Below are 23,715 nucleotides of genomic sequence, written 5' to 3'. Positions count from 1 at the left end.
TAAATGTAGAGAAAAGCTTACCTAATGATGTGCTTAATGGACTAAAATAGAGAAAATTTTTCTACAATAGTAAGGTTTTGTGAAATGAATATTGATAAAACAGACAAGAAATTACTCGCCTTGCTGCAAAAAGATGCCACCTTATCATTAAGTGATTTATCAGAAGCGGTAAATTTGACCACCACACCTTGTTGGAAGCGCTTAAAACGATTAGAAGAGGCGGGGGTCATTCAAGGCCGAGTAGCGTTGTTAGATCCGGAAAAGCTGGGTTTGGCGTTTACCTCTTTTGTGTTGATTAAAACCAGTGACCATTCCCATGAGTGGTATCAAATGTTTGTCGATAAAGTTTCAGAACTAGAACAGGTGATGGAATTCTATCGAATGGCAGGGGATTACGATTACATGTTAAAGGTGCTGGTCAAAGACATGCAAAGTTTTGATGCCTTTTATAAAACGTTGGTCAATGTGGTGCCGGGTATTTCCAATGTAACATCTACCTTTGCTATGGAATCCATCAAATACACCACCGAATTACCTTTAGAGGGTGTATGAATAACATAAAAAAGGCGAGGCATTTGCCTCGCCTTTATCCATCATTATTTAACTAGATTTGCAGTTGAGTAAGCGTATTTTGCGATGGAGCTTTAGTCACTTTACTGACCGCCACAATTGAGATGAACGACAAAATAAACGCAGGTAGTAATTCATAGAAGTATTCACCTTCAATAGAAATGTAATTCTTCACCACAAAGATACTGACTGCACCCACAATCATGCCTGTCACTGCGCCGGCTTTGGTGGTGCCTTTCCAGCATAGCGACAAGATCATCAATGGACCAAAGGCTGCGCCGAATCCACCCCATGCATAACCTACCATCGACAAGATAGAGCCATCGTCGTTTGAGGCAATAATCAGTGCAAATACCGCAAAACCAACCACACCTAAACGGCTGATCCACGCTTTTTTGTTTTCATCAAGTTTGCTGATAAAACCAATGTCTTCAGTAAGTGAAGAGGTGAGAACCAACAGTTGAGAATCGGCTGTGGACATCACAGCTGCCAATACTGCGGCTAAAATAAAGCCAGCAAATACAGGGTGGAACAGAGCATCGGTTAATGCGAGGAAGATGCGTTCTTTATTGCCATCTACGCCAGAAACAGTCTCTAATGGATGAATCGCATCGTAACCAATACCTATTAAGGCAATGGAGATAGACAACACTAAAGTGAGTACCATCCATGAGATGCCAATGCGACGTGCTTTAGCGATGTTTTCAACTTTATCGATACCGACAAAGCGCGCCAGAATATGTGGCTGACCAAAATAGCCTAATCCCCATGCTAATAATGATGCGGCAGTGATAAAGCCTGTTGAGAACTTAAAGGCTTCTGGTTTCACTTCGCTGATCACCACATTTGATTCTGCGATGGCTGAATAGCCAAGTAGCATACAAAATGCCAGTGCAGCTAACATAAGAATACCTTGCACTAAGTCAGTCCAACACACCGCCATGTATCCGCCAAGGAAGGTATAAGAAATCACCACAAATGCGGTGACATACAGAGCAACTTCTTCTGTTGTGCCAAAGCTGTGCGCAAAGAGTAATGTGCCGCCTTTTAGTCCTGATGCGACATATAAAGTGAAGAAGAAAAGGATAACAATAGTAGAAACCGTTTTGATTAAACCGGTATTATCTTCAAATCGTTTAGATAAGAAGCTAGGTAGAGTGACCGTATTGCTTGCTTCGGTTGCAACGCGCAGGCGTGGCGCAACAATCAGCCAGTTCAGGTAAGCACCTAAGGTTAAACCGACGCCAATCCAAACGCCTTCAACTAGCCCGCTTGCGAATACAGCGCCAGGTAAGCCTAACAATAACCAGCCACTCATATCAGAAGCACCGGCACTGACCGCTGATGTCACTGGGCCAAGAGTGCGTCCACCAATAATAAAGTCTTGGTTATTGTGTGTTTTCTTCATGGAATAGTAGCCAATACCTAGCATTGCTGCGAGATAAAGACCAAATTGTAAATAAATCATATACTGCCTTTACGTCCGTGGTTTAAAAGGTGTGAGTTATAAAAAGATAAACTGCTAAGTTAGTGTTACATGTTGTGTCTTGATTGTTAATTAATTTATTTCACCAAGTAACTAACTATCACAGAATTAAGTGTTAACAATTGTTTGTTATATAAAATAATTTCTCGATGGCATTCAAATTTCGCAATGTAAAATTGGGTAAAGGTGCAAGTAAAATTGGCAATAACTCGCAATAATTTCATTCTTGATTAAAAAAGGATGTGATAATGAAAAGGATTTTAACCGTCGTAACAACGGCATTAATGTTATCTGCTTGTAACGATTCTTCTGGCGATGAGGCGTCATTACCTGTGAAGGGGGATGAGGAGAGCAGCATCGATATTTCCGATGCACTGTTAAGTAATCAATCGACAAGCTGTGATGATTATGTAGGTTTGTATGTTTCATCGGCTAACGATATTCAGCGAGACATGCTTTTTTCTGGAAATGTCACTATTAAGTCGCAAGAAAGTGAGTGTTCGCTCACTTCAAACAGTATTCCTAATCACGATTTCAATGATCAAAGTGCTTCTTTTGCCACGGATGTAGAAGCCGTGAGCAGTGAATATTCATTTGCTGCCTTTCCTAGCAAAAACGCCACGCCGACCGGATTAAGCTTGGCTACTTCGGAAGCGATTTTGCTCAATGGTGTTAAAGTCGATCTGTTAGCGGCGGCTTGTTATAACGTTGCCGATGAAAGAGTGGGCTGCGGACAAGAACAAATCGATAATCCTTGGCGATATGATCCAATGTCACCGCTTAATCATTTTGGTACCGATGAGCATCATGCTCATGTACAACCTAATGGGCAATATCACTATCATGGAAATCCCATGGCATTGTTTTCTCAAGATTGCGAAGGGGAACAGGGCTCTCCGGTCATTGGCTTTGCCGCAGACGGTTTTCCTCTTTATGGACGCTGCTTTACCGATCCCGGAACTGGCGAGATCAGAGCGGCGCGTTCTAGCTATCAGCTAAAACAAGGCACGCGTGTGAATAGCAATGGATATGCAGCCCCTATCGCTGGAGTAGGGCTAGTGATTAGCGATAATTACGACGGTCAGTTTCGTGGCGATTATGAATTTGTTGCCGACACAGGCGATTTAGATGAGTGCAATGGTATGACTGTTAATGGTCAATACGGTTATTATGTGACAGATAGCTTCCCCTGGGTAATGAACTGCTTTGCAGGAACGCCAAACGCAAGCTTTGGTAGCCAAGCTGAATCGCGTTCCCATTCTCATTTTTAGCTTTGGCGCATCACACCTTCTTGAACTGCGCTTGCCACTAGATGGCCAGCGCGGTTATACAGCTCACCACGCACCAATCCGCGAGAGTTGCTCGCCGTTGGGCTATCTATTACATACAACAACCAGTCATCCATTTTAAATGGACGGTGGAACCACATAGAATGATCTATGGTGGCAACCTGAAACTTAGGCGTTAGCAAACTGACCTGATGTGGATGTAGCGCCGTAACCAAAAACCCCCAATCAGAGGCATACGCCAACAGATATTGATGGATCAGTTGATCATCAGGCAGTTGACCGTTGGCTTTGATCCATAGGTACTGTTTTGGCTCTTCTTTGTGCGGTTTAAGTGGGTTAACCACTTTTACTGGACGTACTTCAATCGGTTTCTCACCACAAAAGACTTTTTGGATCTGCTCTGGTAAAAACTGCGCAATTTGTTGAGCAAGCTCTGTTTCAGAGGCAAAGTTCTCAGGTCCTGGAATTTCAGGCATAGTATTTTGATGTTCAAACCCAGGCTGATCGCCGTGATAAGACGCGGTGAGATAGAAAATAGGGCGTCCATTTTGAATTGCTTTTACTCGGCGAGTGCTAAAGGTTCTACCGTCACGTAGATGTTCAACATCATAAATGATCGCTTTTTCAGGATCGCCCGGACGTAAAAAGTAGCTATGAAATGAGTGCACACTTCTATCATTAGGAACGGTGTAACGGGACGCAGAAAGTGCTTGCCCTAACACTTGGCCGCCATATACCTGAGGTAATCCAAGGTGTTCACTTTCACCGCGGAACAATCCCAGTTCCAGTTGCTCTAACTGTAAAAGTGTCAATAGTTTATTAAGTGGTTTACTCATCTGACCTCCGAGTTAATTCCAATCGAAAATACTCGTTAACGCCCGTTTAGACAAGTGCTAATTGTGATGAACTCGAAAGAATTATTACGGCGACAGTGTTATGAAAAATAAGCGGGTCTCAATACGTATCGTGATTAAATGCAGTCGAGGAAGCGAAATAAAGGGCAATGAACGGTAGGAGCCTTACTTTGCAGAAGTATTGCAAAGCATTAAATGCAACATATAAGTAACATCCAATAAAAAGTGATGCTACTTACGCTTTTGGTTATGGCTGCCAGCGAAACTCCTTTAATTTCACTTTTCCTGCGGGAGTAAACACAATACCTTCCTCCATCAACCGTGATTGTTGACGTTGTAAATCCGCCCCTTTTAAAGAAATCTCACCTTTACTATTGATGACCCTATGCCATGGCAAGGCTGAGTCTTCAGGTAAATTGCCTAAAATAGCGCCTACCTGTCTCGCGTAGCCTGGAAAGCCTGAAAATTTAGCTATATCTCCGTAGGTACTTACCATACCTAAAGGAATTTGATTAATTAAAGCAAAGACATTGTGTTTAAAATGATGCATAATTGTAGGTGACTGTTAAATAAATTGAGGAATAAAAACAGTAATCGCAAGGAGGCGAATATGATGTTTTCTACAGTTCAGTTCTTTATCACCACATTATTGGCGATAATATGTGCGCAATCCATTGATGTAAGCCAAGGCAATGTCCCTGTTTTGGCTCTCGCTATTCCCGCACTTTGGATTATGTCGCGCTCACGCGCTTCGGGTATTTTTCTGCTAGTCGGACTGTGCCTATTTGGTTCTACGCTTGCCTATCAGCCCACTGCGCTTTCTATTTCCATGTGGATCTTGTTCCCGCTGTTAATGGTAGCATTTTCTAAGCGATGCACGAGCAATGCACGATGGAGTGTATTTAGTTTCTTTGTGTTTATGCAATCTGGGATTATTTATTCGCAGATGCAAGGCATATTAAGTGGCGAACCTATTTTTACCTTACTACAGATCGCCAGTGTCTCAATGATTTGGCTAGCGGCGGTGTCATGGAAGACATCCTCTAAGCATGGCTGGTGGGCTTTGTTTCTGGTATTGCCACTACTGATGGCAGGTATGGCTCACGCCGCACTTATCTCACTCACCATAGTGGGTATTATGGCGTCAATGGAAAACATGGCAATAAGCAAATCCAAACTTCTAAAGCTGCAATGCTGGACACTGCCGACAGCGGCTTTTGCATCGCTCGTGGCAATGCCAAGCGGTAATGTACAAGGAATCGTACTATTGGTTTGGTTATTAATATTAGCCGCAATTTGGATGACTGATTACATCTTGCGCATAAACGAAGAGTTCAGCGATTAAAGTTTCAACGCTTAGCGCTAAGTTATTAGAAAAGCCATAAAAAGCACTTGTATAAAGTCTAAGGATGATGAATAATCCAAGCACTTCTTTAGCAAAAGCATTTGTTGAAGTCGCTCTATGGGGGTTGGTCCTCTCGCAACAATAGTTCGTGAACTCGGTCAGATCCGGAAGGAAGCAGCCGCAGCGAATGACTTGTGTGCCGGGATGTGGCTGGCCCCCACCCAATTCTGCCTATGTCGTTAAAACCATATCTTGTTGCAAGCATCATATTAAATCGAATTGAAATAAAACCAACCAATACAGCTGGAACCAAATAAAGAGCCATTTCATTCTACCACCACCTTCCTAAGCAGCTAATAAACCCCGAAACACGGGATACTCAGGTAATACATAAAGACAACTGCAAATACTCCGATGTTAATTTACTTTTAAGTTCCATCTATAGAGCACTTGATAATCAAAGAAAGGGTTTTAGCTAGTCAGAGCCAATACCAGAACTCCAGCTGTTCGAAATCAATAATTTTGTGCTGAATTTGCAAACTATGATACCAATAAACACAAGTTTTCTGGAGGGAGTAGCATGAGTGCACACACTTAAACAAGGGCAATAAAAGATGAAAATCAATAGTGTGGCTTTACTTTTCTTGACCGCTATAACTTTAGCAGGCTGTGCACTACCAAGAAATTCATATACATGGACACGTTACGATGACGAGGCTGCAACCAAGGGGTACCGAAAAAACGTTGAAGGCACCAAAGGCCTTGGTTACGAGTTCATAAAAGCGAGCGTTCATCTCGACGGCGATCAGATACTATACGAAAATGAAGTTAAGCCACTAACATCCGATAAAGAAGTCAGCGAGGGTGCAGCTAAAGACTTTGCGTATGCTGTCTGCAACACTGCAAAACACCGTAAAATACACTCAATTATTATTGCAACTAGGAACGCAAGTAGCTACGGCGTCAGAATTGCAATGGACTACTACGACAAACCGGGTCAAATAGTACAAAAAGTCACTTGCTGGCATCAAGACGAAGTTTACTAATTGTTTGAGCTTGGCCACTTCACACTGAAATAAAGGGAGGCGCCCAATTTGATTAAAGATACTGAATCTGTAATTCAAATGCACATAAAGTAATGGCGCCTCAACAACGCTTTTGATGCGAAACTATGCAGTTTTACACTGCAAAAGCATTGACTCACTCAGCTGCGTAAATATTTAACTCATTAGTTTTCACGATAAGTGAAATAGCTCTACGTAAATCCCTTTTCTCAACAACCTTGCAATTCAACTGCAGCGAGGCCGTCATAGTAGAAAACAACGAACTTAAACTCGGAGACAACGGCAAACTACTCATTAGCGACATAAAACGCAAGCAACTTCACAGGCGATCGGTAAGCGTCATACTTAAAGATGTTCTTAAATTCTCTTATCAAACATTTTGCATTCCTCGATCGCGTTTAAGTTATCTCTTCTTTTCAATGCCGTTGTCGTTAACAAATCACTGCAATTTCGAATCTTGTTTAATGATTGATACAAGATCACACTTTTTCTACAGCAACCGTTAAAATCGACAGCTTTATAATCACGTGATTAGGTTACCGCAATAGGGAACGGTTTAATTGCGCCAATTCAATCCTGTTTCTTTATATTGGGTGATTAGTTCTCGCCTGGGGTTAAATTTTATATTCCCTCGAAACAGTGCAAAGGCCATCTTGATGTTATTTCGACTTTATATGGCGATATTTCACTACAAATAACCGTCTTTTCGACACTCTATCCAGAGTTTGTGTTGTTTCATAACCTTAGAAAAGAGCGCGCCTTGCAGATAACCATTTAGCCAATTTCGCAGCTTAGGGTAGGGGCTTTGACGGAAATTCTGTTTTTCAACTTTGGCGAATTTACGCATGAAAGGGAATAATGCAATATCCACTAGACTTTCGTTTTCTGAGAACAAATAAGTGTGGTTGCAGAGTCTTTCCTCAAGAGAATGCAAATAGTGTTCGCAAGCTTGACGGCATTCATTCAGGTTGTCGTCATGGTAGCGTTTAGCGCAGCTGTACGACTCCAATAAAGGGATAAAATTGTGTTCAAAATCGGCAATGAAAGAGAGCATCAAAGGTAATGCCTGCGGGTCTTCTTGATGTAATAGGTCATCGGGATCATCTTGTTGCAACGCCCAGAGCATAATATCTAGGCTCTCCTCTAAGATGAGGGGGTGGTTTGTCTCTTCTTGTTGTAAAACCAACACAGGCACACTCCCTTTAGGGGAAGCGATTAGCATTTCCTGCGGCTTGTTGTTGAGTTTAATTGCTCGGATGAACACCATTTGCCGAGCTTTGATAAGAGCTATTCTTGCTCTCATAGCATAGGGGCAATGTTGTAAAGAATAGAGTATTGGTATGTTTTTCATATAGTTAAGTTTAGTGACTAAATTGCTTAAGCGACCTTTTAATTGCAATTTTTTCTTACTATGAACACAACTAGGGTTTTGAGGGGCAGTTCACGGGGTCATGTCCACGGGGTCAGGTCTTTCATTTTGCATTTAAAGGTCTATTTTATGCAAAACGCAATACCTGCCACCATTATTTCTGCACTATTGAGAAGAAGACATTGCTTGAGAAGAAGACATTGCACAGGCGACAGAGAAACTCTGCAAGAGGATGTTGTTACAGACGGGATGTGAATCTATCGACTTCTTTTAGCCGAAATAAGTGAGATAGCAAAAGGGCAGCCATGCGTGGCTGCCCTTCGTTTAGTACATGTCTTGCTCGAGAACGTTTGGATTATCGTTAAACCATTCCCATTTCGTTTGGGTGGTTTGTATTCCATTGTCATTACTGTCTTTAATGACGGGTAGCTCCATAGAAATGATACCGATGCCGGGATGGATCAGTACATCAGCAGAGAACATCTCATCTGAGTCAGTACCATGTACTTCAATAATCTGTATAAATTTATAGGCTTCGTATACATCACCGCTATTGGTTTTGTAATAAAAAGGCTTACCTTCTTCGCCTGTTTGTTGTTCGAGCGTTATCGTCGTTTTCTCATTAAACACGCTAAGCTGCGCCGGTATAGTGCATGACATGCCTAAATCTCCACTAGGGAGAGGCGAACAAAGGGGCTGGCCGTTGTTATCAGGTATAGGTTCACTGGTTAATTTGTTGAAGCTTCTGTATGCACCAAATTCATTCGCTCCTAGTGCCATAGGTAGTGCAAAATTCTTGTATACGGCTTTTTTAATTTGATCTTCTTGAGATAGGTTTTCTTTACTTAGCAAATCTTTAAGCTTGCCTTGTGCGGTCGCTAAACCGGGGATACCAACCTCTAGTGTATGGGTTTCATCCTCTTTTGAGTATTTATCGTCGCCGATTGGTTCAAATGTGTGCCACTCATACGTGAAAATCTTATGCGTTTCTGTAGTGAAGTCGGCTTCAACGCGATCAATGTTGAATGGTTTATCCATACTGAATTTAACAGCAGACACAATATCATCAGCGTCAGCCTTGTTCTCACTACTAGAAGTTGCTTTCCAGTCGTAATCTCGGTTTACGCCACTGGCTAATGCGTTTATTGCTTTTATTTCACCGGGCTTGAGCGTTGGAGCCTTAATGTTAGAATCCGTTCCTCCATCACAAGCGGTAAGTCCAAGCGATACTGCGGCTAGCAATAGACACTTATACATAATCATTTCCCCTCTACAAGATGTTACGCAATCGGTTATATGGGGCTAAGTCTATGTCTATATTTGCATATATGGAAAGCGTAAAACTGAAAATATAGATTTACTGCAGATAAATGACGCGTCAGATTGTTGGACAGTTTCTTGTAAAACAATGGTTTAGATTGATACGTGTGTAGGTGTGTTTTGTGTCCTCAGTAATCACATGGTTTAAAATAAAACCTCATTTAGAAACAAAATCCGGTTAGATTGGCTGTAAGGATACAACCTCATTTAATGCGCAGATTTCAATTTACAGAATCATCTTCAATCCAATCGAGTAATAAAGGTTTGCTCATCATCCACAAAAGCCACAAAGCCACCGTGATAAATAAACACCCGACCACGCCCCTCAACCAAGCAGGCAAGCTGTGGGTTCAAATCTTCTTCATTATTTCGACTTTGAAAAGTACCCGTATCAGTGATTACGCCGTTAAGTGCAGGTAAATACCCATAACGGCGCTTAGCTTGATCAATCAAGCTCAACTCACTGGTGGTAGAGAAGCAAGAGGGGATCGTCCCCGCATCTTCGATAAATAGAGTTTTCAGTTCTTCAAAAGCTGTAATCACCAGCCAGTCGATGTCGTTAACGCGATGGATAAACATTGTTGATAATACCTAGTTGAACGGTGATTCTAATGTGGGAATTCTATCATTATCTGGGGTGGGACGTGGTAGAGATTTAGGTGTGAAGGTGCTGATTTTGCACTGTTTTTGGAGTGTAACTTAGGGGCCAAGTTGAAATATGTTTTTGCCCCATTTCTACTTAGTGCTTTACCATTCACATCCTGTTAATGGGGTTTCGCCTTACTAAAACTAATTGAGGCAAAAGGAAAGATCTGACCCTATTGATGGTTGCTGGTGTCGCTCTTAGCTGCCTTACACCAGCCATAGATCAGGGACTCGTGTAACGACAGTTGCCTCGCTGCCGCAGTTACTCCCCACTTTCCCTGCTAGCTTTAGTGCTTCTGCTTGAAATTCAAGGGGAGTGGATAATACGTTTTTTCTTGATTTTCATAGTTCACCTCGTTAGTGACTGAACTCAGTGTCCAAAACTGCTGGTGTGGATCATTCCTTCTCTTCATTATTCAATGTTGCCTGCAAGCTCAACTACTCTCGTGTAATCATCCCAAAACCAGTATTTAGGTGTGCCATCGCGAGGTTCATACGCATAAGCTCGTAGTGAATTTAGTAAACTACTTTCGACATTGGTTAATGCGTAGTTAATTGTATCGTTGTTCCTAGTGTAGTGATAAACATCTTCTGGATACATCGGCTCAATTTGAAAAACTTCCTTATGCCATCTATCTTCAATTTCTTTATATAGTTTAGAACTGGATTCTAGGCACAGATCAAATAGCTTTTTGTTGACGACCTTACCGCTGTTTTGGTGGTAGTCAAATAAAGTGACGACATTACATCCGATAAAATTATTCCTTTGTTTATTGTCTTGTTTTCGGTTTTTGTATTCATCTGCATTTCTATCAAACTCTACAAGAGCAATAAGTAGGGTAAAGGTGTTAATCACTTGTTGTTTAGGTGAGTTGTTTGCGGTTCTGAGGCATGCAAAAAACTTGGCTGTGAGTTGGTCTACGGATCTTACGTCGAGGTTGTAAGCCTTAGATACAAGTTCAATGTGTACATGAATGTCGACATCAATGCCATTTAAACTCGGGATCAAAATTAGATTCGTAAAGCTATCTATCTTCTCATTTAAACCCATTGCGTTGAGGTAATGCTTTAGATCAGGCATAGGTAACTGAGCCTTCCGATGGAAGAAGCGTTTGAGGTACTTTTCAGAATCGAAATCATCGCCATAAATAGCCTTGATTGAGCAGCATAACTGTTCAGTATCGGTAGCTATGATGAAAACAAAGTGCTTAGTATCAAAGAAGTGTTTAATCACTTCTAGCATTTCAATAGCGTAATCAGGTCTGCATCTATCAAGCTCATCTACTAAAACAACAATCGGCAGCTCTTGGCCATGGTTTTGTTTGAGAATTTCAGCGAGTAGAGATAGCTTTGTTCTTATTTCTTTTATTGCGTCAATTTGTTCCGTGTATCCTTTTTGGATTGAAGAAATGTAGTCAGCGTCAGTCTTTTCGAATAGTGTCTTAACAGCTTCAACACCAGTTGCACTGTCATCTAATAGTTTCTTGGACACATAACCGCTTGCAGCTATTGCTGTACCTTTAATGAACTTACCTAGTAATGATTTGACTGCATCGAAGTCAGAACCAGTAATGGCTGAATACTTTTCTAGCTGGGAAAGTAGCTCACTACTTACAACAGTCAGTGGCTCTTTCGTGAAGTCGCTTTCCCAAGCGTCAATATAGATTGTTGGGTGGTTTTGGTTGTTTAACAGGGTGTATAAGCGCTTAAGGAACTGTGTTTTACCGCTCCCCCAAGCTCCATTCAGGTTTAGTACGAACCCCTCATTTTCTTCTGTAATGTAATCTGCAATGAACTGACCATAGTCATGACGGTTTAAAAGGCAGTTTTCGAAAGTGAACTCTTCGAGCCAACTGTGGTGCTTGATTTGTATTTCTGGCATTTAAAATAACCCTAGATAAATCAATGATGTAATCAAATAAGGGTAACACTGATTAGATCATAATGATGAATGCTAAATAACAGTATTGTGGGAGGGTTAGGGTTCCAAAATAAGTATTTAGTGTAGTATTCCTTTGTTTGAACAATGTACACCAATAATAGGCTAGGCAAATGAACCCAAGAATCATTGAGTTTCACCTTAAGTACAATCCTAATAGGAAGAACCCTGCTGAAGTGTTCCATGCAATGGGAAACTTTATCTCTACTTATCAGGAAATGGGGCAGTTAATCATTCAGTCAATTGGCTATGAGGCTGATTTTGAATTGGAGATGAAAGAGGTAGTGCATGGCTCTATCTTGGCTCGTTTGATGATTTGTGTGGATGAATGGACTCAACCTAATTCGTTGCTTCGTGAGTTAACGGGTGAGTTTACTGAGAAGGAACAGGTTAGTAAGGTATTAGCTAGAGAGAAAGTGCGTCTGATTGCCAAAGCGACTACTTGTGGTCATCACAATAAGGTTAGGTTAGAGCCTCACTTTGATGAGCGTGAGGTTGCTATGACTATGGATAAATGGTCTGAAGCCAACAAAAAGCTAATGCCTAATGAAAAGCTGACTATTAGTGAAGAACATGAAGATCGTAACAATGTCGTTCCTTTCGATCCCAACTTTCGCTTTACTGGGGACTTGAAGCAAATGTATTCAAGTATAAAAGGTCACCATGATGGATTAGAAGTCGTGAGAGTCTTTAGACCTTGTAATTTGGGGACAGCTAAATGGGAGTTTATCAGTGAGAAAACTGGTAAGCGTTATAGTGCTGAAATTACTCACAAGAAATGGCTAGAACAGTACCAGAACAATGAAGTAAACCCTGCAGCTAAAGATTCGCTGTTAGTACACTCTGAGTATGATGTTGTATCTATCGATGGGGAAGATAAGATTAGAAATGCGCAGATCAAACTGGTCATAGACATTATTCGTTACACTGGAACTCAAAATGAACTGCCCGAATGATCTTAAATCGGCGATCACATCCTATTCATTTATAGCGACGCCCTTCATTCTGCTGATAGTCGTTAAAGTCCTAACAGGTAAGTTCGAGGAGCTAATCCTAACTGGAGATTGGTCGATAGCTAGTGCAATGATTTACTCTAGTGCTGCATTTAATGTGAGGAGTGCTATAAGAGATTATAAGGGGAGGTTGAACGAAGTGGGCTTAGATGGCTTTATGGCTCGAACAACGATCATGTCTTCAGTCAGCGTTACTATCTATGTATTAGCTCTTACTCAAGACCATAATTATTTGATAGGTGCTCTCCAAATAGCTTTATTTATTGTAGCGTCTATTGCACACATTAAATACACTCGTTTGGCTTATTGTTTGAAGGGTTGCGATTAGTTTGACAAACAAAGCGTTTAGGAGAAGTTAGGTTAGCTACCGCAACCAATGGGGTCGCGTCTTGCGTTTTGCATAACAAAGTTTTCAATACCTGAGTTAATCCGTAATTTGCTAATTTAGGAAAGTCACTGACACGTTTTTGTCCAAAAACGCGTTTAAGTTAGATCCGACAGGGACGAAGGTTGGTAGTATTATTCTATAATTCTGCTTATATAATAAGTGTGTTTGAGGAGTAGAGGGCAATCTCTATTCCCCTTAACTGTTCAATGGTTTAGATTAGGTGACACCGAATAACACTATGTAGTGAATGGAATCCTTGATGTTAGATCGTGAACCTAATTATTATGATGAACTTTTCTTAACTTTAAAGGAGGAACATCATAGTTATTGTCCATACAAGCATGTGATTGAAGTATACCTTTACAGGAAACCTTCTAAGAAAAGGGGAGCGAAGCCCCAACTAAACCGAGATGAATCCTTTTGGAACTCAAAGTTTGTTGATGAAATTCCGTTAGCAACATATAAAACTGATATTTTCATACTCGCGTTAGCCCGTTACTTCGAACAAGATATCGCCGAAAACCTTCACTTAATAACTAAAATTCTTGCAGAATCGCCGGCGACTATTCGTACTGCAATTCGTCGTTCTCAACTAGTTCTAAAAAACGAGCATGTGAAATGGAACGAGATTAGGGCAATAGCGAATCAAAACCCAAATGCGCTAGAAGAACTCATCACAACCTGTCAAGCGTTTCAATCAGCACATAAAGATAGGCTAGATTTAGTAAAGGAATACAGTGAACCGTTAAAATTTTTAACCTTGTTTGAGTTCATGTCTTTTTCTGCTGCTTACTCATTTAAACACTTGAAGAAACCGGCTATTTCGCTTGATGGTGGGGCTATAAGTGCTGATTCCCAGTTAAGGGCGTTGACAAGATTAGTACAATGGAAATTGAGACATGTATCCAATGAAAGTTTTACCTTAAACGATATTAAGATTTCACAATCTTTAAAAAGATATCATGCCCCGCTAGTTTTTCCGTCTGATGAAGACAGTTCTAGAGCAGATGCTTTTCTACACATTTTTAGTCAACTAGTACAAGCTCAAGTAGAACTCGATGAATTTATATCTCAGAGTGTTCATCCATTTTGCTTCAATGATTCACTTCATTTTTCGGTCCATAACAAGTGCCTAACATTGAAGCGTCTAGATAGTCGTTTAGACGATACATGGGAGCAAAATGGATATCGGCAAAAAATGCTACGGGGCTACTGGTTTAACTTAGCAGTAGATGAGTTCATAAGTTCTGGTATGGCATTAAAGCAAATTGGAACAAGTGAGAACCATGAAAGTAACCAATTCGCTTACATAAAAGCAATAGCAAGCCGGCTCGAACTTCAAAAGGTGTACGGATTGGAATCATTCGTTACCACTAATTCAGGACTTAACGTAAATCTATTTCAGGCTCTATTGTCTAGAGAGTTAATGGTATCTTTTTACATAAAGGAGTATATCCAAGCATTTGAACGAGAGTTTGCAGAGGTAGGTGATTGGCAGAAAGCCATTGGCATAGTTGCTATAAAAGGACTAGCGATAGGACAAAATCGATTCCCAATTACATGGTCGCTCTGGAAAGACAAGATTAACAACATTGTAGGCTGGACGGTATCGGACGATTTTCCAAATGGTAATATCAATACGGCTAAAGCAATTTTGGATTTCTGGTGCCTTGACTTTAAAAAGTACAGCGCACTCTTGAAAGCCTCTCCGACTAAAGCTCTTCCACAACTTACCGAAAAACCCATCTTTAAAATCGGTATCCATTGCGTTCAACTTCCTTGGTTAATGTCAGTTCAAGAAAGTTCTGTTAATGCTGTAAATAATCTACGCCGATTTGCAAATCAACGTAGTTCATTGAAGGATGAAACAACAAGAATCGAAAATCAGCTGGGTGATGAATTCAAGCTCAAAGGGTTCTCAGTTTTAAAAAACTATACCCCGAAAAGCCGTTGGGGAGCCAAAGCTGGGGAAATAGATTTAATTTGTGCAATAGACAATATCGTGATTGTTATCGAAGTAAAATCAACGTATCGCAGAACGACTACGTCTGAAATCTTTTATCATCGAGATAGAACTTTACGCAAAGCCGGTATACAAGTGAGGAAGAAAGTTGAAGCAATAACAATGGAGCTCCAAGTTGATGAGCAGCTTCGGAAAACCTTATCGTTAGCTATCGATACTCCGAGCGTCGTTGGTTTGATCGCTGATACATCCATTGAATTTGACCATGAATATTTTTCTGGTTTTATGAAGGTTACAGTAGAGGAGCTTCTAATCGCATTAGCAGACAATGCTTACTTCTTGTGTAACCAAGAACAAACAGTCTTGTCGTCACTAGCATCTGGTGAACCTGTGAACTTTGTTTCCGAAGTATTCTCATTGTACAAAAATGGATTTAGCGGCAAAGAATTTCTAGAAGTTATTGAGCATTCCAGAGTCTGGGAAAGTGTGGGTCATTTAAGTGGTGGTAAGTTCTGAAAACCCTAGAAAATTTCTAGGCTCTCCAATTCGGACTTTGTGTAGCTGTTTTTGTTTACAGGTATTCGGATAGTTGAGATCCTTAAACTCGTTTATTGTCCAAAGGCATGTTACCGCAGGACTCTGAACTAATTCAGAAATAATCCCGTATGATCTTTTATCGAATAAAGGTTCATCACACAGTAGTAATTTTACAAAATCAAACCTTGAGGTTAGTTAAAAGTCACTAACTACCCTGCACTCGATGCCACAGCTTTATCCTCATAATGATCAGACAAATCAGCATACCTAAGCATTAAAAATCTGTCCTTAGTCGCAATTCATATCAACCTATAGCCTATTTTTTATCCAAGTATTCGCGGGTTATCTACTGACATTCACTCCATTTTTCAAGACCAAATTACCGCCGACTTACTTGTAGTATTAAAATACATGACCTAGTCGACAAAATGACGAAAAAGAGCGGTCTTTGATAGCAATAATGGCTCTATGCAATTGCTTGAGTGTGATTGTTGTTGCTAATGTTCGCCTCAGAATAAATCCCTACAAAAGAGATAGTCATGAAAAAGACACCCATTTTATTAATCGCAGGTTCTTTACTACTAGCGGGTTGTGCCGCTAACCAAGGTCAAACTGAGTTGGTAACAAAGCCGACTTTGGTGATGGTAGATCAAGGCGTTAGCATCGCGTCAATGCAGCAAGTTTTAGAGCTTCGTGAAAGCATCGTAAACGCTAAAGATGGTGACGTGATCAGCATTAAAGCCGGTCACTACCGTGATTTGGGTAGCGTTACGCTAACGGCTAACAACGTCACTATTAAACCTGAAGTTGCGGGTAGCGTTATTTTTAATGGCTCAACTCAGTTCATCATCAAAGGTGATAACAACCTAATTGAAAGCTTGGTATTTACAGATGGCGGCGCGACACTTAGCACAGTAAGCCATGATGCAAACATCATGGGTGTGTTCGGTATTTTCGGCAAAAACAACACACTGAATAACTCTGTAATCTACAAGTTCAACGATTATCCTTACGTGCCAGACGCGAAAGGCAAATACCCTAACATCCGTTGGGTAACTGTTGGCGGTGAAAACAACAAAATTACTAACAACACTTTTGAAGGTAAGTACAAGCGTGGTGCAATGCTTGTTGTTCAAACTTCAGCTAAGTTAGAAAAGACTTTGATTGAAGGTAATATCTTCAAAGATTTGACTGCTTTGGATATCGAGTTGATTGAAAACTCTAATCCGAAAATGGTTAGAACAAACCGTAATGACCGCCAAGCAATCCGTGTAGGCGATAGCCACAACTCATTGTTTGACTCTCAAAGTGTGGTTAAGAACAACTACTTTGACAACATCAGTGGTTATGTCGGTAAAAAAGGTTCAGGCGAAATCGAGCTAATCTCTATTAAGGCGAGCGGCGTTACGTTTGACAGCAATACTATCCGCAATAGTACTTCTATGATTTCACTGCGCCACGGTCACAATAACGTTGTAACGAACAATGTTATCTTGCCGGGTAAGACAGTCAACTCTGGTGGTATCCGTATTTATGATGAAAATCACCTGATTGAAAACAACTACATTGAAGGTACTTTAGGCAAGGGCACGTATCGTGGCGGTCTTGTGCTAAATACTGGCATCATCGATGTGGCTAATGGCGAAGTGCTAAGCAAAGACTCTGTGGGTAAAACTCTACAGAAGCAGTGGACGCCAAAAGATGTTGTAGTGAAAAACAACACCTTAGTGAACAACACACAAGGTATTTTTGGTAGTAACGCTATCCACCGTGTGAGCCTAACAGACAACACTCGCGCTGAGACAATCTTCCCAGCGGTTGACACTGTATTTGAAAACAACCTATCTATTGCAGCTGAGCCTGGCACAAACGCATTTAGACAGTTTGAAGGTGAGAAATTTAAGATGGTAGGTTCTAAATTCAAGAACAACATCTTCTACGGCCAAATCGAAGGGCTAGATCCTTTACCAAAAGGCATCTCAACTGACAAACCAGCAATGGAGCGAGATGAGCAAGGTCTAGTTAAAGCTGTTGGTTCGGTGGGTGCATCTAACCTAACGGTACTGACTGAAGAGATGGTTGGTTCTAACATCGTATTTAAATAATACGGTTATATAACTCACTATTTGACGGGGTAGGTCGCTGTTTTGTACTAATGTGCAAAATGAGGGGTCTGCCCCGTTTTTCTTTATTGGTATTGTTGTTTGCTAGAAGTTGGAAGGTATTGCCTTGGACAGACGAGCAAGGTGTTGAGTTAGCTGCACAGTTTTCATCTGGTAAACAAGTTAAGGTATTAGCTGCAATTCACTGTCGAACAGTTGGTGCGATTACATCTGAACTGAAAAAGTAAGGTCTTATAGAAGAGTAACAGTGGAGCACTACAACGTGCACTTGTCTTGTTACTTTAGATTCCGTAAAACATCCGTACAAATTGAAGGTGCTGTTTATTTATACTATAATCCAGATTATTACGGCAAGTATCCGTACATAGGAGAGGTTATGGCATCTGCACGTTTAGATATTCGTCTTGATGAAGAGATCAAGGCTAGAGCTGAAAAAGCATCGGCGTTACTTGGTCTAAAAAGTTTAACTGAATATGTTGTTAGGCTTATGGATGAAGATGCTACTCAGGTAATTGAGCAGCATGAAAGTATCGTAGTTAAGGATAGTGTGTTTGATGAATTTATGGTCGCTTGCGAGAAGGCCAATACGCCAAATCAGGCGTTACTTGAAGCGGTTAGGTTCACTGATGAGAGCGGCATTAAGTGAGTTGGGGTAATGAGTTCGTAGAACTTAATAAATCCAAGCATGATCGCACTTCATTTGATTGCGGTGAGCGAGAACTAAATACATTTATCAGGACTCAAGCAGTAAAACACATGCAAGCAGGTATTAGCCGAACTATGGTTCTACCTAGCTCTCAACCACTGCTAAATCAAAAATATGCAATTTGTGCTTTTTACACTGTAGCGCCTAGTTCTATTAGCCGAGAAACATTGCCAGCGCAACATGCCAAGAAACTGCCTCGATATCCCATTCCTGTTTTTCTTTTGGCTCAGCTAGGAGTGCATAAGGAGTTTCATGGCTCTGGGTTAGGTAAAGTCAGTCTAATCCGTGCTCTAAAGTACCTATGGCAAGTTAACCACCATATGCGGGCATACGCCATTGTCGTGGATTGCCTTACTGACTCAGCGCAAGCGTTCTATACCAAGTTTGGTTTTCAAGTGTTGTGTGAACATAATGGAAGTATTCGTATGTTCCTGCCAATGAACACAGTCGCACAGCTTTTTAACCAAGGGTAAGTTATCGCTTAGATAGCTAGATAAGCGGAACCAAAGCCTCAACGCCAAATCAGTATCTTCCACAATTAATACTTGCCAATATTCAGCTCTTTGCATAGGTTAGATCTAAGGGAATTAAGAGCGGTTAAACATGGACTTAAACTTATTTACGACTTTTCTGTCAGTCTATAAACACAAATCAATTACTTTAGCGTCGGAAGAGCTCGACCTGTCACAGCCGGCGGTGAGTGCGGCTTTAAAACGCCTTGAACTGGTGGTTGGCAAAGCACTGTTTGTGCGTGAAGGGCGTGGCATTGTGCCAACGGGTGCGGCGGTGACTTTGGCTAATAAAATTGAATCGCCAATGTCCGTGTTAGAAACGGTTGAAGGTCAGCAAGAGCATCTGAATATTTATTGCAGTGAAGCGGTGCTGTTTAAAGTGGCGCATATCGACAATATCACTATTGGTGAAACACCGCTGGATGAAGAGAGCATCATTGATGACTTGTACACGCAAAAAGTGGATTTAGTAATTGATGGTATGTCGAGCAAGCAACAGAGCTTAATTGTTGAAGAGTTCCATGCCGAGGATGCAGTGTGCCTTACTCGGATGGATCACCCAAGAATCACCGAACAAATATCGTTAGAGCAGTATTATCAAGAGCAACATATTGCCCTTCGAGTGCGAAGAAATAAGCTAAGTACCATTGAATTTTTAAGCGACAAGCCTATTACGGCAAGAAAAGTAAAAATCGAAACAGGATCGATTACTAGCATGCTGACTATCGCGTCGCGTTCTGATTTTATTGCCTCGTCATCACGCGCTATAGCCGAAGAGTTTGCTCAGGATATGCGATTGCGCATCCATGAGATCCCCATCCCTCTGAACAAAATCAAATTTAATATGATTTATCATCGCCGTTATCTCAACGACCCTTTCCATAAAGCCAAAAGAGAAGCTTTGCGTAAAGCAATCACCGGTGACGCTAACCTAGCGTAATGGCTAACATAAATTGAGGTGAGGTTTTGTCTTAACTTCAGTTTATATATTCAAGTTCATGCTTTCAGGATAATCCGTGTATTCAACTTAATACACGTGGAGAACATCATGAAATTACGAGCTTTAGCACTTATTTGCGCCACTTCATTTACTGCAACTGCCTTTGCCAATTCAACGTCTGTTTATCTAGAACAAAATGTCGCCTCTAATGCGGCTGATAATGGAGAGTATGCCACTGAAGCGGGCGCCAATATTGCGGTGTCTGAAAACGGCAGTGTTTATATTGGTTTTGACGATCAAGGCTGGCTTGCTGCAGGTTATGGGCATAACTTTAGCTTAACGGACAATGTTGATTTTAATGTTTATACCGAACTGGGTAAGTGGGAAACGGGCGAAGAAGTGCTCATTGAAGGTATTATCAATTACGATCTAAATGACAATATTAGTCTGTTTACCGGCGTAGGTTATAACCGCTCTGGGCAAGTGCTAGAAAATCTCAGTGATACGGGGATCAATACTAATAAATTCATAGCGGGTACCAATTTAAATTGGGGTGGCTTTAATTTGGCTTATCAATATACGCATGAGAATAGAGATGGTTCAGGTTACACCCATGAAAACAACCAAGCGTTTTTCTCTCAAGACGACTATCGTACCAATGAACACGAAGTCGTGTTTTCTAAAACCATCAATGACTTCACGCCTTATATAAAGTACACCTACTTCAACACCAATGAAGGTGAAGTGAGGACTAGCGGTGATAGCTTCGGTGGGCCAATCGACAACGACAATATCTTAACCCTAGGTATCTCTTACCAGTTCTAATCTTTATTAGTCTATCAATGTATTGGCAAATGGAGTTGCCCTTAGCCAGAGGACAGTTCATGAATTTTTCACGCTTTCCATTCCCTGTTAAACCATCCTATATGTTGCTATTTTTCAGCATATTGACTGCATTTCCTGCGATGTCCCACAATTTAATTTTTGACCAACAACAATACGATGAGCATGAGTTTGCCAGCGATTTAAGACAATGTGAGGCGCTGATTAATGATGTTGGCAACCACCAAGGAAGTGGCGCTGTAGAGCAAGGCGTAAAACGTGGTGCAAGAGGCGCGGCGGCAGGTGCTGCAGCGGGTGCTATTTCTGGAAATTCAGGCTCTGAGGCAGCAAAAAAGGGCGCGGCAATAGGAACGACGATGGGAATATTGTCAGGTCGGGGATCGAAAAATGCCGCTGAGCAAAAGAACCAACAAGAAAGAGAACAAGTGATGCGTAACTGCATGACTGGGCGAGGGTATCAACCGTTAAATTAACCCATAGAGCACGACAATACATAAACCGAGGTGAGGTTAGAACTAAAGTCACCTTTATAGTTATGCGGCAATTAGTAGGTGAATATAGGGGTATTCAAACAAACGAGGAAACTCATATGACCATAAATAAAACAGTGAACAAGACGATTAGCACAATCGCATTTATTGCTTTTTCATCCTCTTCATTCGCTCATGACTCGGACATTTCCTTAGAATCAGAGTTTGATGATTATGCTTATGAAGTATTCCTCGATTCGCCCGATCCCTCACTCACTATGGTGTTTAATGAAGACGGCTTACAACACATTGAGCTGGATGATCAGCGGTGGGATATGAGCAATGACTTTCGTCTTTGATGACGCATAACCTCTCTACTTTCGATTTATTTTACGACCTTGCAAAAGCCACCACTTGGTGGTTTTTTTGTGCCTGTCACTTCAAGGCTAAAGATCCTAACGATAGCGATTGATTATTGTGGCAGTGATACAAGCGATATGCCGTAATACATAAATCAAAGTGAGGTTTGAAGCAAAGTTTGGCTAATTTATCGCGGTCAGGTTTGGATATAAGATTTGCCACATCGGAGTGAGGAGGGAACTTCATTTCACAAACTTATTACTCAAACCGATAGGTAACACTATGAGAACTTTTGCGAAATTATCTTTGATTGCAACGGCGATGGTCGTATCAACCACGGCGTTTGCGAATGACCCAATGCTGCAATACAACACTAAAAAAACGCATTCAGAAATTAAAAATCTTGAAAAGTTTGAATACCACGACGGTCAAACGCTTGAAGAATATCTTGCTGAACAACCAGAAGGCAAACTCTACTCGTCAGAAGAAGATGTTCTTGCTGTTCTTATGGGCGGCGTAAACACCGGTGATTATCGAAAAGAAACCAATACCGGTTGGAAAGAAGGCCTGATGTTTGAAGGGATCGCTCCGTATGGCGATCACATGGTATCAGGAGCAAACTGGTTCCCTCGCACCGAAGAAGTTCAGCCAGATGAAATGCGAGTCACCTTCATGGGTACATCGCCAATGATTCGTCCAGGACAAGCCAATACTTCTATTTATGTTGAGCTAGGCAATGGTTCAAATTTTGTCTTCGATTTGGGTGAAGCCTCTATTGCAAACTATGTTGCAGCCGGCGTGGCACTGAACGAGCTGGATCATATCTTCATTACTCACTTGCACGTCGACCACTATGGTTCTTTGCCTTATCTGTATCAGTTTGGCGGCTGGAATGGGCGCTGGGAAAAACCGCTCAATGTGTACGGGCCAAGTGGCGCATCTCCTGAGTATGGCACGCGCCATATGATTGAAGGTATGCAGCAAATGTTGAACTGGCACACGGATGCATTTGATGTATTCCCTGCTGGCAACGACATCGTGGTGCATGAATTTGATTTTCGTGACGATGGCGGCGTGATTTATGATCAAGATAATGTGCAGGTGATTCACTGGCGCAGAAGTCACGCTAAAGATGGCGCATCGGGTTATCGCTTAAATTGGACTCAAGATGACGGCCGTGTATTGAGCTTTGTTTGGACAGGTGATGGCAGACCTACAGAGCTGGATTTGAAATACGCAAAAGGCGCGGATCTCTTTATTACTGAGTTGCAAACCGAGACCTTTGGCGTGTCATCCATCATTCAGGGCGTACCACCATTTTTAGCTCGCTATACCGTTGATACGCACCATACACCCGCTTATGCCGCAGGTTATGTTGCAAATGAAGTGCAGCCTCGTCTATTTATGACCACGCACATGACATTTGACCCGTATCTAAACGAAGAAACGGTTGCCGAAGTGCGCCATCACTGGAAAGGCCCTTACCACTTTGGCGCGCCAGATGGGATTGTTGTGAACATGACCAAAGACAATGCCTGGGTACGTGAAGGTATTTTGCCGAACTTCCCGAATGCCAGAGCGCCACAGTTTGATTTGGCAGACGGTCAAGATTTCCGAATCCCATTGCCAAAGAATCGTCGTGAAGACATTCAAGAGCAGGAAATTCGTGACTTAGAAATTGATCCAAAACTGTACTATCCAGAAGGGTATATGCCTGAACTTATGACCGAATGGCCTGTGGACTCAGACATTATTATACCGGCAGAGTCTGTTCCTGAGTCAATGAAAGAAGGCATGAACACCAAGCAAGAGTATGTAGATAGAGTGCGAGAGCACCATGGTTTAGACCGTAAATCTGTAACACGGCCAACGCAGCCAACTGAGGGCGCAGATAAAGAATAATTGGAGCACGCAGAGGGTGTATGAGCACCCTCTTACCGAGTATTCATTTTAAACCATTTTATTTGTTCACTGTTATT

General features: G+C 41.5%; 22 protein-coding genes, 1 other RNA gene and 1 pseudogene. 16 read left to right on the top strand and 8 right to left on the bottom strand.

The window, feature by feature from the left end; translation table 11 throughout:
• Nucleotides 1-84 precede the first annotated feature (84 nt).
• Nucleotides 85-552 (top strand): Lrp/AsnC family transcriptional regulator, encoded by a 468-nt coding sequence (locus VHA01S_RS13150; RefSeq protein ID WP_023404853.1) that lies wholly within the window; start codon nt 85-87, stop codon nt 550-552.
• A gap of 52 nt (nt 553-604) precedes the next feature.
• On the opposite strand, the gene putP is transcribed toward VHA01S_RS13150, so the two are convergent.
• Nucleotides 605-2,038 carry a sodium/proline symporter PutP gene (gene putP / locus VHA01S_RS13145; protein WP_023404852.1) on the bottom strand — a complete coding sequence of 478 codons (1,434 nt, stop codon included), beginning with the start codon at nt 2,036-2,038 and terminating at the stop codon, nt 605-607.
• 266 nt (nt 2,039-2,304) lie between these two features.
• On the opposite strand from putP, the gene VHA01S_RS13140 reads away from it, so the two are divergent.
• Nucleotides 2,305-3,327, top strand: a complete 1,023-nt coding sequence (locus VHA01S_RS13140; protein ID WP_023404851.1) for a YHYH protein — start codon at nt 2,305-2,307, stop codon at nt 3,325-3,327.
• Here the strand turns inward: VHA01S_RS13140 and tesB are convergent.
• Nucleotides 3,324-4,181: an acyl-CoA thioesterase II gene (gene tesB / locus VHA01S_RS13135; protein ID WP_023404850.1), complete on the bottom strand. Its 858-nt coding sequence runs from the start codon at nt 4,179-4,181 to the stop codon at nt 3,324-3,326. The two genes, VHA01S_RS13140 and tesB, sit on opposite strands and share 4 nt — an antisense overlap.
• 265 nt (nt 4,182-4,446) lie before the next feature.
• A complete protein-coding gene (locus VHA01S_RS13130; protein ID WP_023404849.1) occupies nt 4,447-4,749 on the bottom strand; it encodes an MGMT family protein in 303 nt (100 codons plus the stop codon).
• A 60-nt stretch (nt 4,750-4,809) separates the two neighbouring features.
• Between VHA01S_RS13130 and VHA01S_RS13125 the strand changes: the two genes are divergently transcribed.
• From VHA01S_RS13125 to VHA01S_RS13120, 3 genes are all read left to right on the top strand, one after another.
• Complete coding sequence (locus tag VHA01S_RS13125) at nt 4,810-5,544, top strand: VP0952 family biofilm-associated protein (RefSeq protein WP_023404848.1); 735 nt, start codon at nt 4,810-4,812, stop codon at nt 5,542-5,544.
• 122 nt (nt 5,545-5,666) lie between these two features.
• Nucleotides 5,667-5,763: signal recognition particle sRNA small type (ffs, locus tag VHA01S_RS18185), an RNA gene on the top strand.
• Nucleotides 5,764-6,188: 425 nt separating this feature from the next.
• A complete protein-coding gene (locus VHA01S_RS13120; RefSeq protein ID WP_156916974.1) occupies nt 6,189-6,590 on the top strand; it encodes a hypothetical protein in 402 nt (133 codons plus the stop codon).
• A gap of 706 nt (nt 6,591-7,296) precedes the next feature.
• Here VHA01S_RS13120 and VHA01S_RS13115 read toward each other — a convergent pair.
• The 5 genes and pseudogenes from VHA01S_RS13115 to VHA01S_RS13100 all read right to left on the bottom strand — a co-directional run bounded on the left by VHA01S_RS13115 (nt 7,297) and on the right by VHA01S_RS13100 (nt 11,824).
• Nucleotides 7,297-7,959 (bottom strand): glutathione S-transferase, encoded by a 663-nt coding sequence (locus VHA01S_RS13115; RefSeq protein WP_052029622.1) that lies wholly within the window; start codon nt 7,957-7,959, stop codon nt 7,297-7,299.
• Between the two features lie 342 nt (nt 7,960-8,301).
• Nucleotides 8,302-9,234 carry a hypothetical protein gene (locus VHA01S_RS13110; RefSeq protein WP_039970931.1) on the bottom strand — a complete coding sequence of 311 codons (933 nt, stop codon included), beginning with the start codon at nt 9,232-9,234 and terminating at the stop codon, nt 8,302-8,304.
• Nucleotides 9,235-9,537: 303 nt separating this feature from the next.
• Nucleotides 9,538-9,876, bottom strand: coding sequence for a hypothetical protein (locus VHA01S_RS13105; RefSeq protein WP_023404844.1), 339 nt, complete (start codon nt 9,874-9,876; stop codon nt 9,538-9,540).
• Nucleotides 9,877-10,118: 242 nt separating this feature from the next.
• Nucleotides 10,119-10,288: pseudogene (locus tag VHA01S_RS18180) on the bottom strand (transposase); the annotation flags it as partial.
• Nucleotides 10,289-10,354: 66 nt separating this feature from the next.
• Entirely contained in the window at nt 10,355-11,824 is a 1,470-nt protein-coding gene (locus VHA01S_RS13100) for a KAP family P-loop NTPase fold protein (RefSeq protein WP_023404843.1), read from the bottom strand.
• A 170-nt stretch (nt 11,825-11,994) separates the two neighbouring features.
• On the opposite strand from VHA01S_RS13100, the gene VHA01S_RS13095 reads away from it, so the two are divergent.
• The 11 genes from VHA01S_RS13095 (at nt 11,995) to gntH (ending at nt 23,638) form a co-directional block, all read left to right on the top strand.
• Nucleotides 11,995-12,837 (top strand): hypothetical protein, encoded by an 843-nt coding sequence (locus tag VHA01S_RS13095; RefSeq protein WP_023404842.1) that lies wholly within the window; start codon nt 11,995-11,997, stop codon nt 12,835-12,837.
• Nucleotides 12,838-13,541: 704 nt separating this feature from the next.
• Nucleotides 13,542-15,761: a PDDEXK family nuclease gene (locus VHA01S_RS13085; RefSeq protein WP_023404840.1), complete on the top strand. Its 2,220-nt coding sequence runs from the start codon at nt 13,542-13,544 to the stop codon at nt 15,759-15,761.
• Between the two features lie 560 nt (nt 15,762-16,321).
• Nucleotides 16,322-17,887 (top strand): polysaccharide lyase 6 family protein, encoded by a 1,566-nt coding sequence (locus VHA01S_RS13080; protein ID WP_023404839.1) that lies wholly within the window; start codon nt 16,322-16,324, stop codon nt 17,885-17,887.
• 59 nt (nt 17,888-17,946) lie between these two features.
• Complete coding sequence (locus VHA01S_RS18410; RefSeq protein ID WP_156916973.1) at nt 17,947-18,132, top strand: hypothetical protein; 186 nt, start codon at nt 17,947-17,949, stop codon at nt 18,130-18,132.
• 149 nt (nt 18,133-18,281) lie between these two features.
• The gene (locus VHA01S_RS13075) at nt 18,282-18,551 is read left to right on the top strand and encodes a type II toxin-antitoxin system TacA family antitoxin (RefSeq protein ID WP_039970929.1); all 270 of its coding nucleotides are present in this window, start codon (nt 18,282-18,284) and stop codon (nt 18,549-18,551) included.
• Nucleotides 18,548-19,084 (top strand): GNAT family N-acetyltransferase, encoded by a 537-nt coding sequence (locus tag VHA01S_RS13070; RefSeq protein WP_023404837.1) that lies wholly within the window; start codon nt 18,548-18,550, stop codon nt 19,082-19,084. The genes VHA01S_RS13075 and VHA01S_RS13070 overlap by 4 nt, the downstream gene beginning before the upstream one ends.
• A 130-nt stretch (nt 19,085-19,214) precedes the next feature.
• Complete coding sequence (locus VHA01S_RS13065) at nt 19,215-20,063, top strand: LysR family transcriptional regulator (protein ID WP_023404836.1); 849 nt, start codon at nt 19,215-19,217, stop codon at nt 20,061-20,063.
• A gap of 108 nt (nt 20,064-20,171) precedes the next feature.
• Entirely contained in the window at nt 20,172-20,888 is a 717-nt protein-coding gene (locus tag VHA01S_RS13060; protein ID WP_023404835.1) for a hypothetical protein, read from the top strand.
• Between the two features lie 59 nt (nt 20,889-20,947).
• Nucleotides 20,948-21,379, top strand: coding sequence for a glycine zipper family protein (locus VHA01S_RS13055; protein WP_023404834.1), 432 nt, complete (start codon nt 20,948-20,950; stop codon nt 21,377-21,379).
• Nucleotides 21,380-21,495: 116 nt separating this feature from the next.
• The gene (locus VHA01S_RS13050) at nt 21,496-21,735 is read left to right on the top strand and encodes a hypothetical protein (RefSeq protein ID WP_023404833.1); all 240 of its coding nucleotides are present in this window, start codon (nt 21,496-21,498) and stop codon (nt 21,733-21,735) included.
• Nucleotides 21,736-22,018: 283 nt separating this feature from the next.
• Complete coding sequence (gene gntH, locus VHA01S_RS13045; RefSeq protein ID WP_023404832.1) at nt 22,019-23,638, top strand: guanitoxin biosynthesis MBL fold metallo-hydrolase GntH; 1,620 nt, start codon at nt 22,019-22,021, stop codon at nt 23,636-23,638.
• The last annotated feature ends 77 nt before the right edge of the window (nt 23,639-23,715 follow it).

The sequence above is a fragment of the Vibrio halioticoli NBRC 102217 genome, from assembly GCF_000496695.1.
Taxonomy (GTDB): Bacteria; Pseudomonadota; Gammaproteobacteria; order Enterobacterales; family Vibrionaceae; genus Vibrio; species Vibrio halioticoli.
The sequence above is the reverse complement of the archived record's forward strand: the minus strand, read 5'-3'. Positions and strand labels throughout refer to the sequence as shown.

What these genes read in the sequence shown, in the direction of transcription:
- VHA01S_RS13125 (WP_023404848.1), top strand. Translation starts at nt 4,810, where the DNA reads ATGATGTTTTCTACAGTTCAGTTCTTTATCACCACATTATTGGCGATA.
- VHA01S_RS13130 (WP_023404849.1), bottom strand. Translation starts at nt 4,749, where the DNA reads ATGCATCATTTTAAACACAATGTCTTTGCTTTAATTAATCAAATTCCT.
- VHA01S_RS13140 (WP_023404851.1), top strand. Translation starts at nt 2,305, where the DNA reads ATGAAAAGGATTTTAACCGTCGTAACAACGGCATTAATGTTATCTGCT.
- VHA01S_RS18410 (WP_156916973.1), top strand. Translation starts at nt 17,947, where the DNA reads ATGAGGGGTCTGCCCCGTTTTTCTTTATTGGTATTGTTGTTTGCTAGA.
- VHA01S_RS13150 (WP_023404853.1), top strand. Translation starts at nt 85, where the DNA reads ATGAATATTGATAAAACAGACAAGAAATTACTCGCCTTGCTGCAAAAA.
- putP (WP_023404852.1), bottom strand. Translation starts at nt 2,038, where the DNA reads ATGATTTATTTACAATTTGGTCTTTATCTCGCAGCAATGCTAGGTATT.
- VHA01S_RS13065 (WP_023404836.1), top strand. Translation starts at nt 19,215, where the DNA reads ATGGACTTAAACTTATTTACGACTTTTCTGTCAGTCTATAAACACAAA.
- tesB (WP_023404850.1), bottom strand. Translation starts at nt 4,181, where the DNA reads ATGAGTAAACCACTTAATAAACTATTGACACTTTTACAGTTAGAGCAA.
- VHA01S_RS13095 (WP_023404842.1), top strand. Translation starts at nt 11,995, where the DNA reads ATGAACCCAAGAATCATTGAGTTTCACCTTAAGTACAATCCTAATAGG.
- VHA01S_RS13050 (WP_023404833.1), top strand. Translation starts at nt 21,496, where the DNA reads ATGACCATAAATAAAACAGTGAACAAGACGATTAGCACAATCGCATTT.
- VHA01S_RS13080 (WP_023404839.1), top strand. Translation starts at nt 16,322, where the DNA reads ATGAAAAAGACACCCATTTTATTAATCGCAGGTTCTTTACTACTAGCG.
- VHA01S_RS13110 (WP_039970931.1), bottom strand. Translation starts at nt 9,234, where the DNA reads ATGTATAAGTGTCTATTGCTAGCCGCAGTATCGCTTGGACTTACCGCT.
- VHA01S_RS13060 (WP_023404835.1), top strand. Translation starts at nt 20,172, where the DNA reads ATGAAATTACGAGCTTTAGCACTTATTTGCGCCACTTCATTTACTGCA.
- VHA01S_RS13085 (WP_023404840.1), top strand. Translation starts at nt 13,542, where the DNA reads ATGTTAGATCGTGAACCTAATTATTATGATGAACTTTTCTTAACTTTA.
- VHA01S_RS13100 (WP_023404843.1), bottom strand. Translation starts at nt 11,824, where the DNA reads ATGCCAGAAATACAAATCAAGCACCACAGTTGGCTCGAAGAGTTCACT.
- gntH (WP_023404832.1), top strand. Translation starts at nt 22,019, where the DNA reads ATGAGAACTTTTGCGAAATTATCTTTGATTGCAACGGCGATGGTCGTA.
- VHA01S_RS13115 (WP_052029622.1), bottom strand. Translation starts at nt 7,959, where the DNA reads ATGAAAAACATACCAATACTCTATTCTTTACAACATTGCCCCTATGCT.
- VHA01S_RS13105 (WP_023404844.1), bottom strand. Translation starts at nt 9,876, where the DNA reads ATGTTTATCCATCGCGTTAACGACATCGACTGGCTGGTGATTACAGCT.
- VHA01S_RS13055 (WP_023404834.1), top strand. Translation starts at nt 20,948, where the DNA reads ATGAATTTTTCACGCTTTCCATTCCCTGTTAAACCATCCTATATGTTG.
- VHA01S_RS13075 (WP_039970929.1), top strand. Translation starts at nt 18,282, where the DNA reads ATGGCATCTGCACGTTTAGATATTCGTCTTGATGAAGAGATCAAGGCT.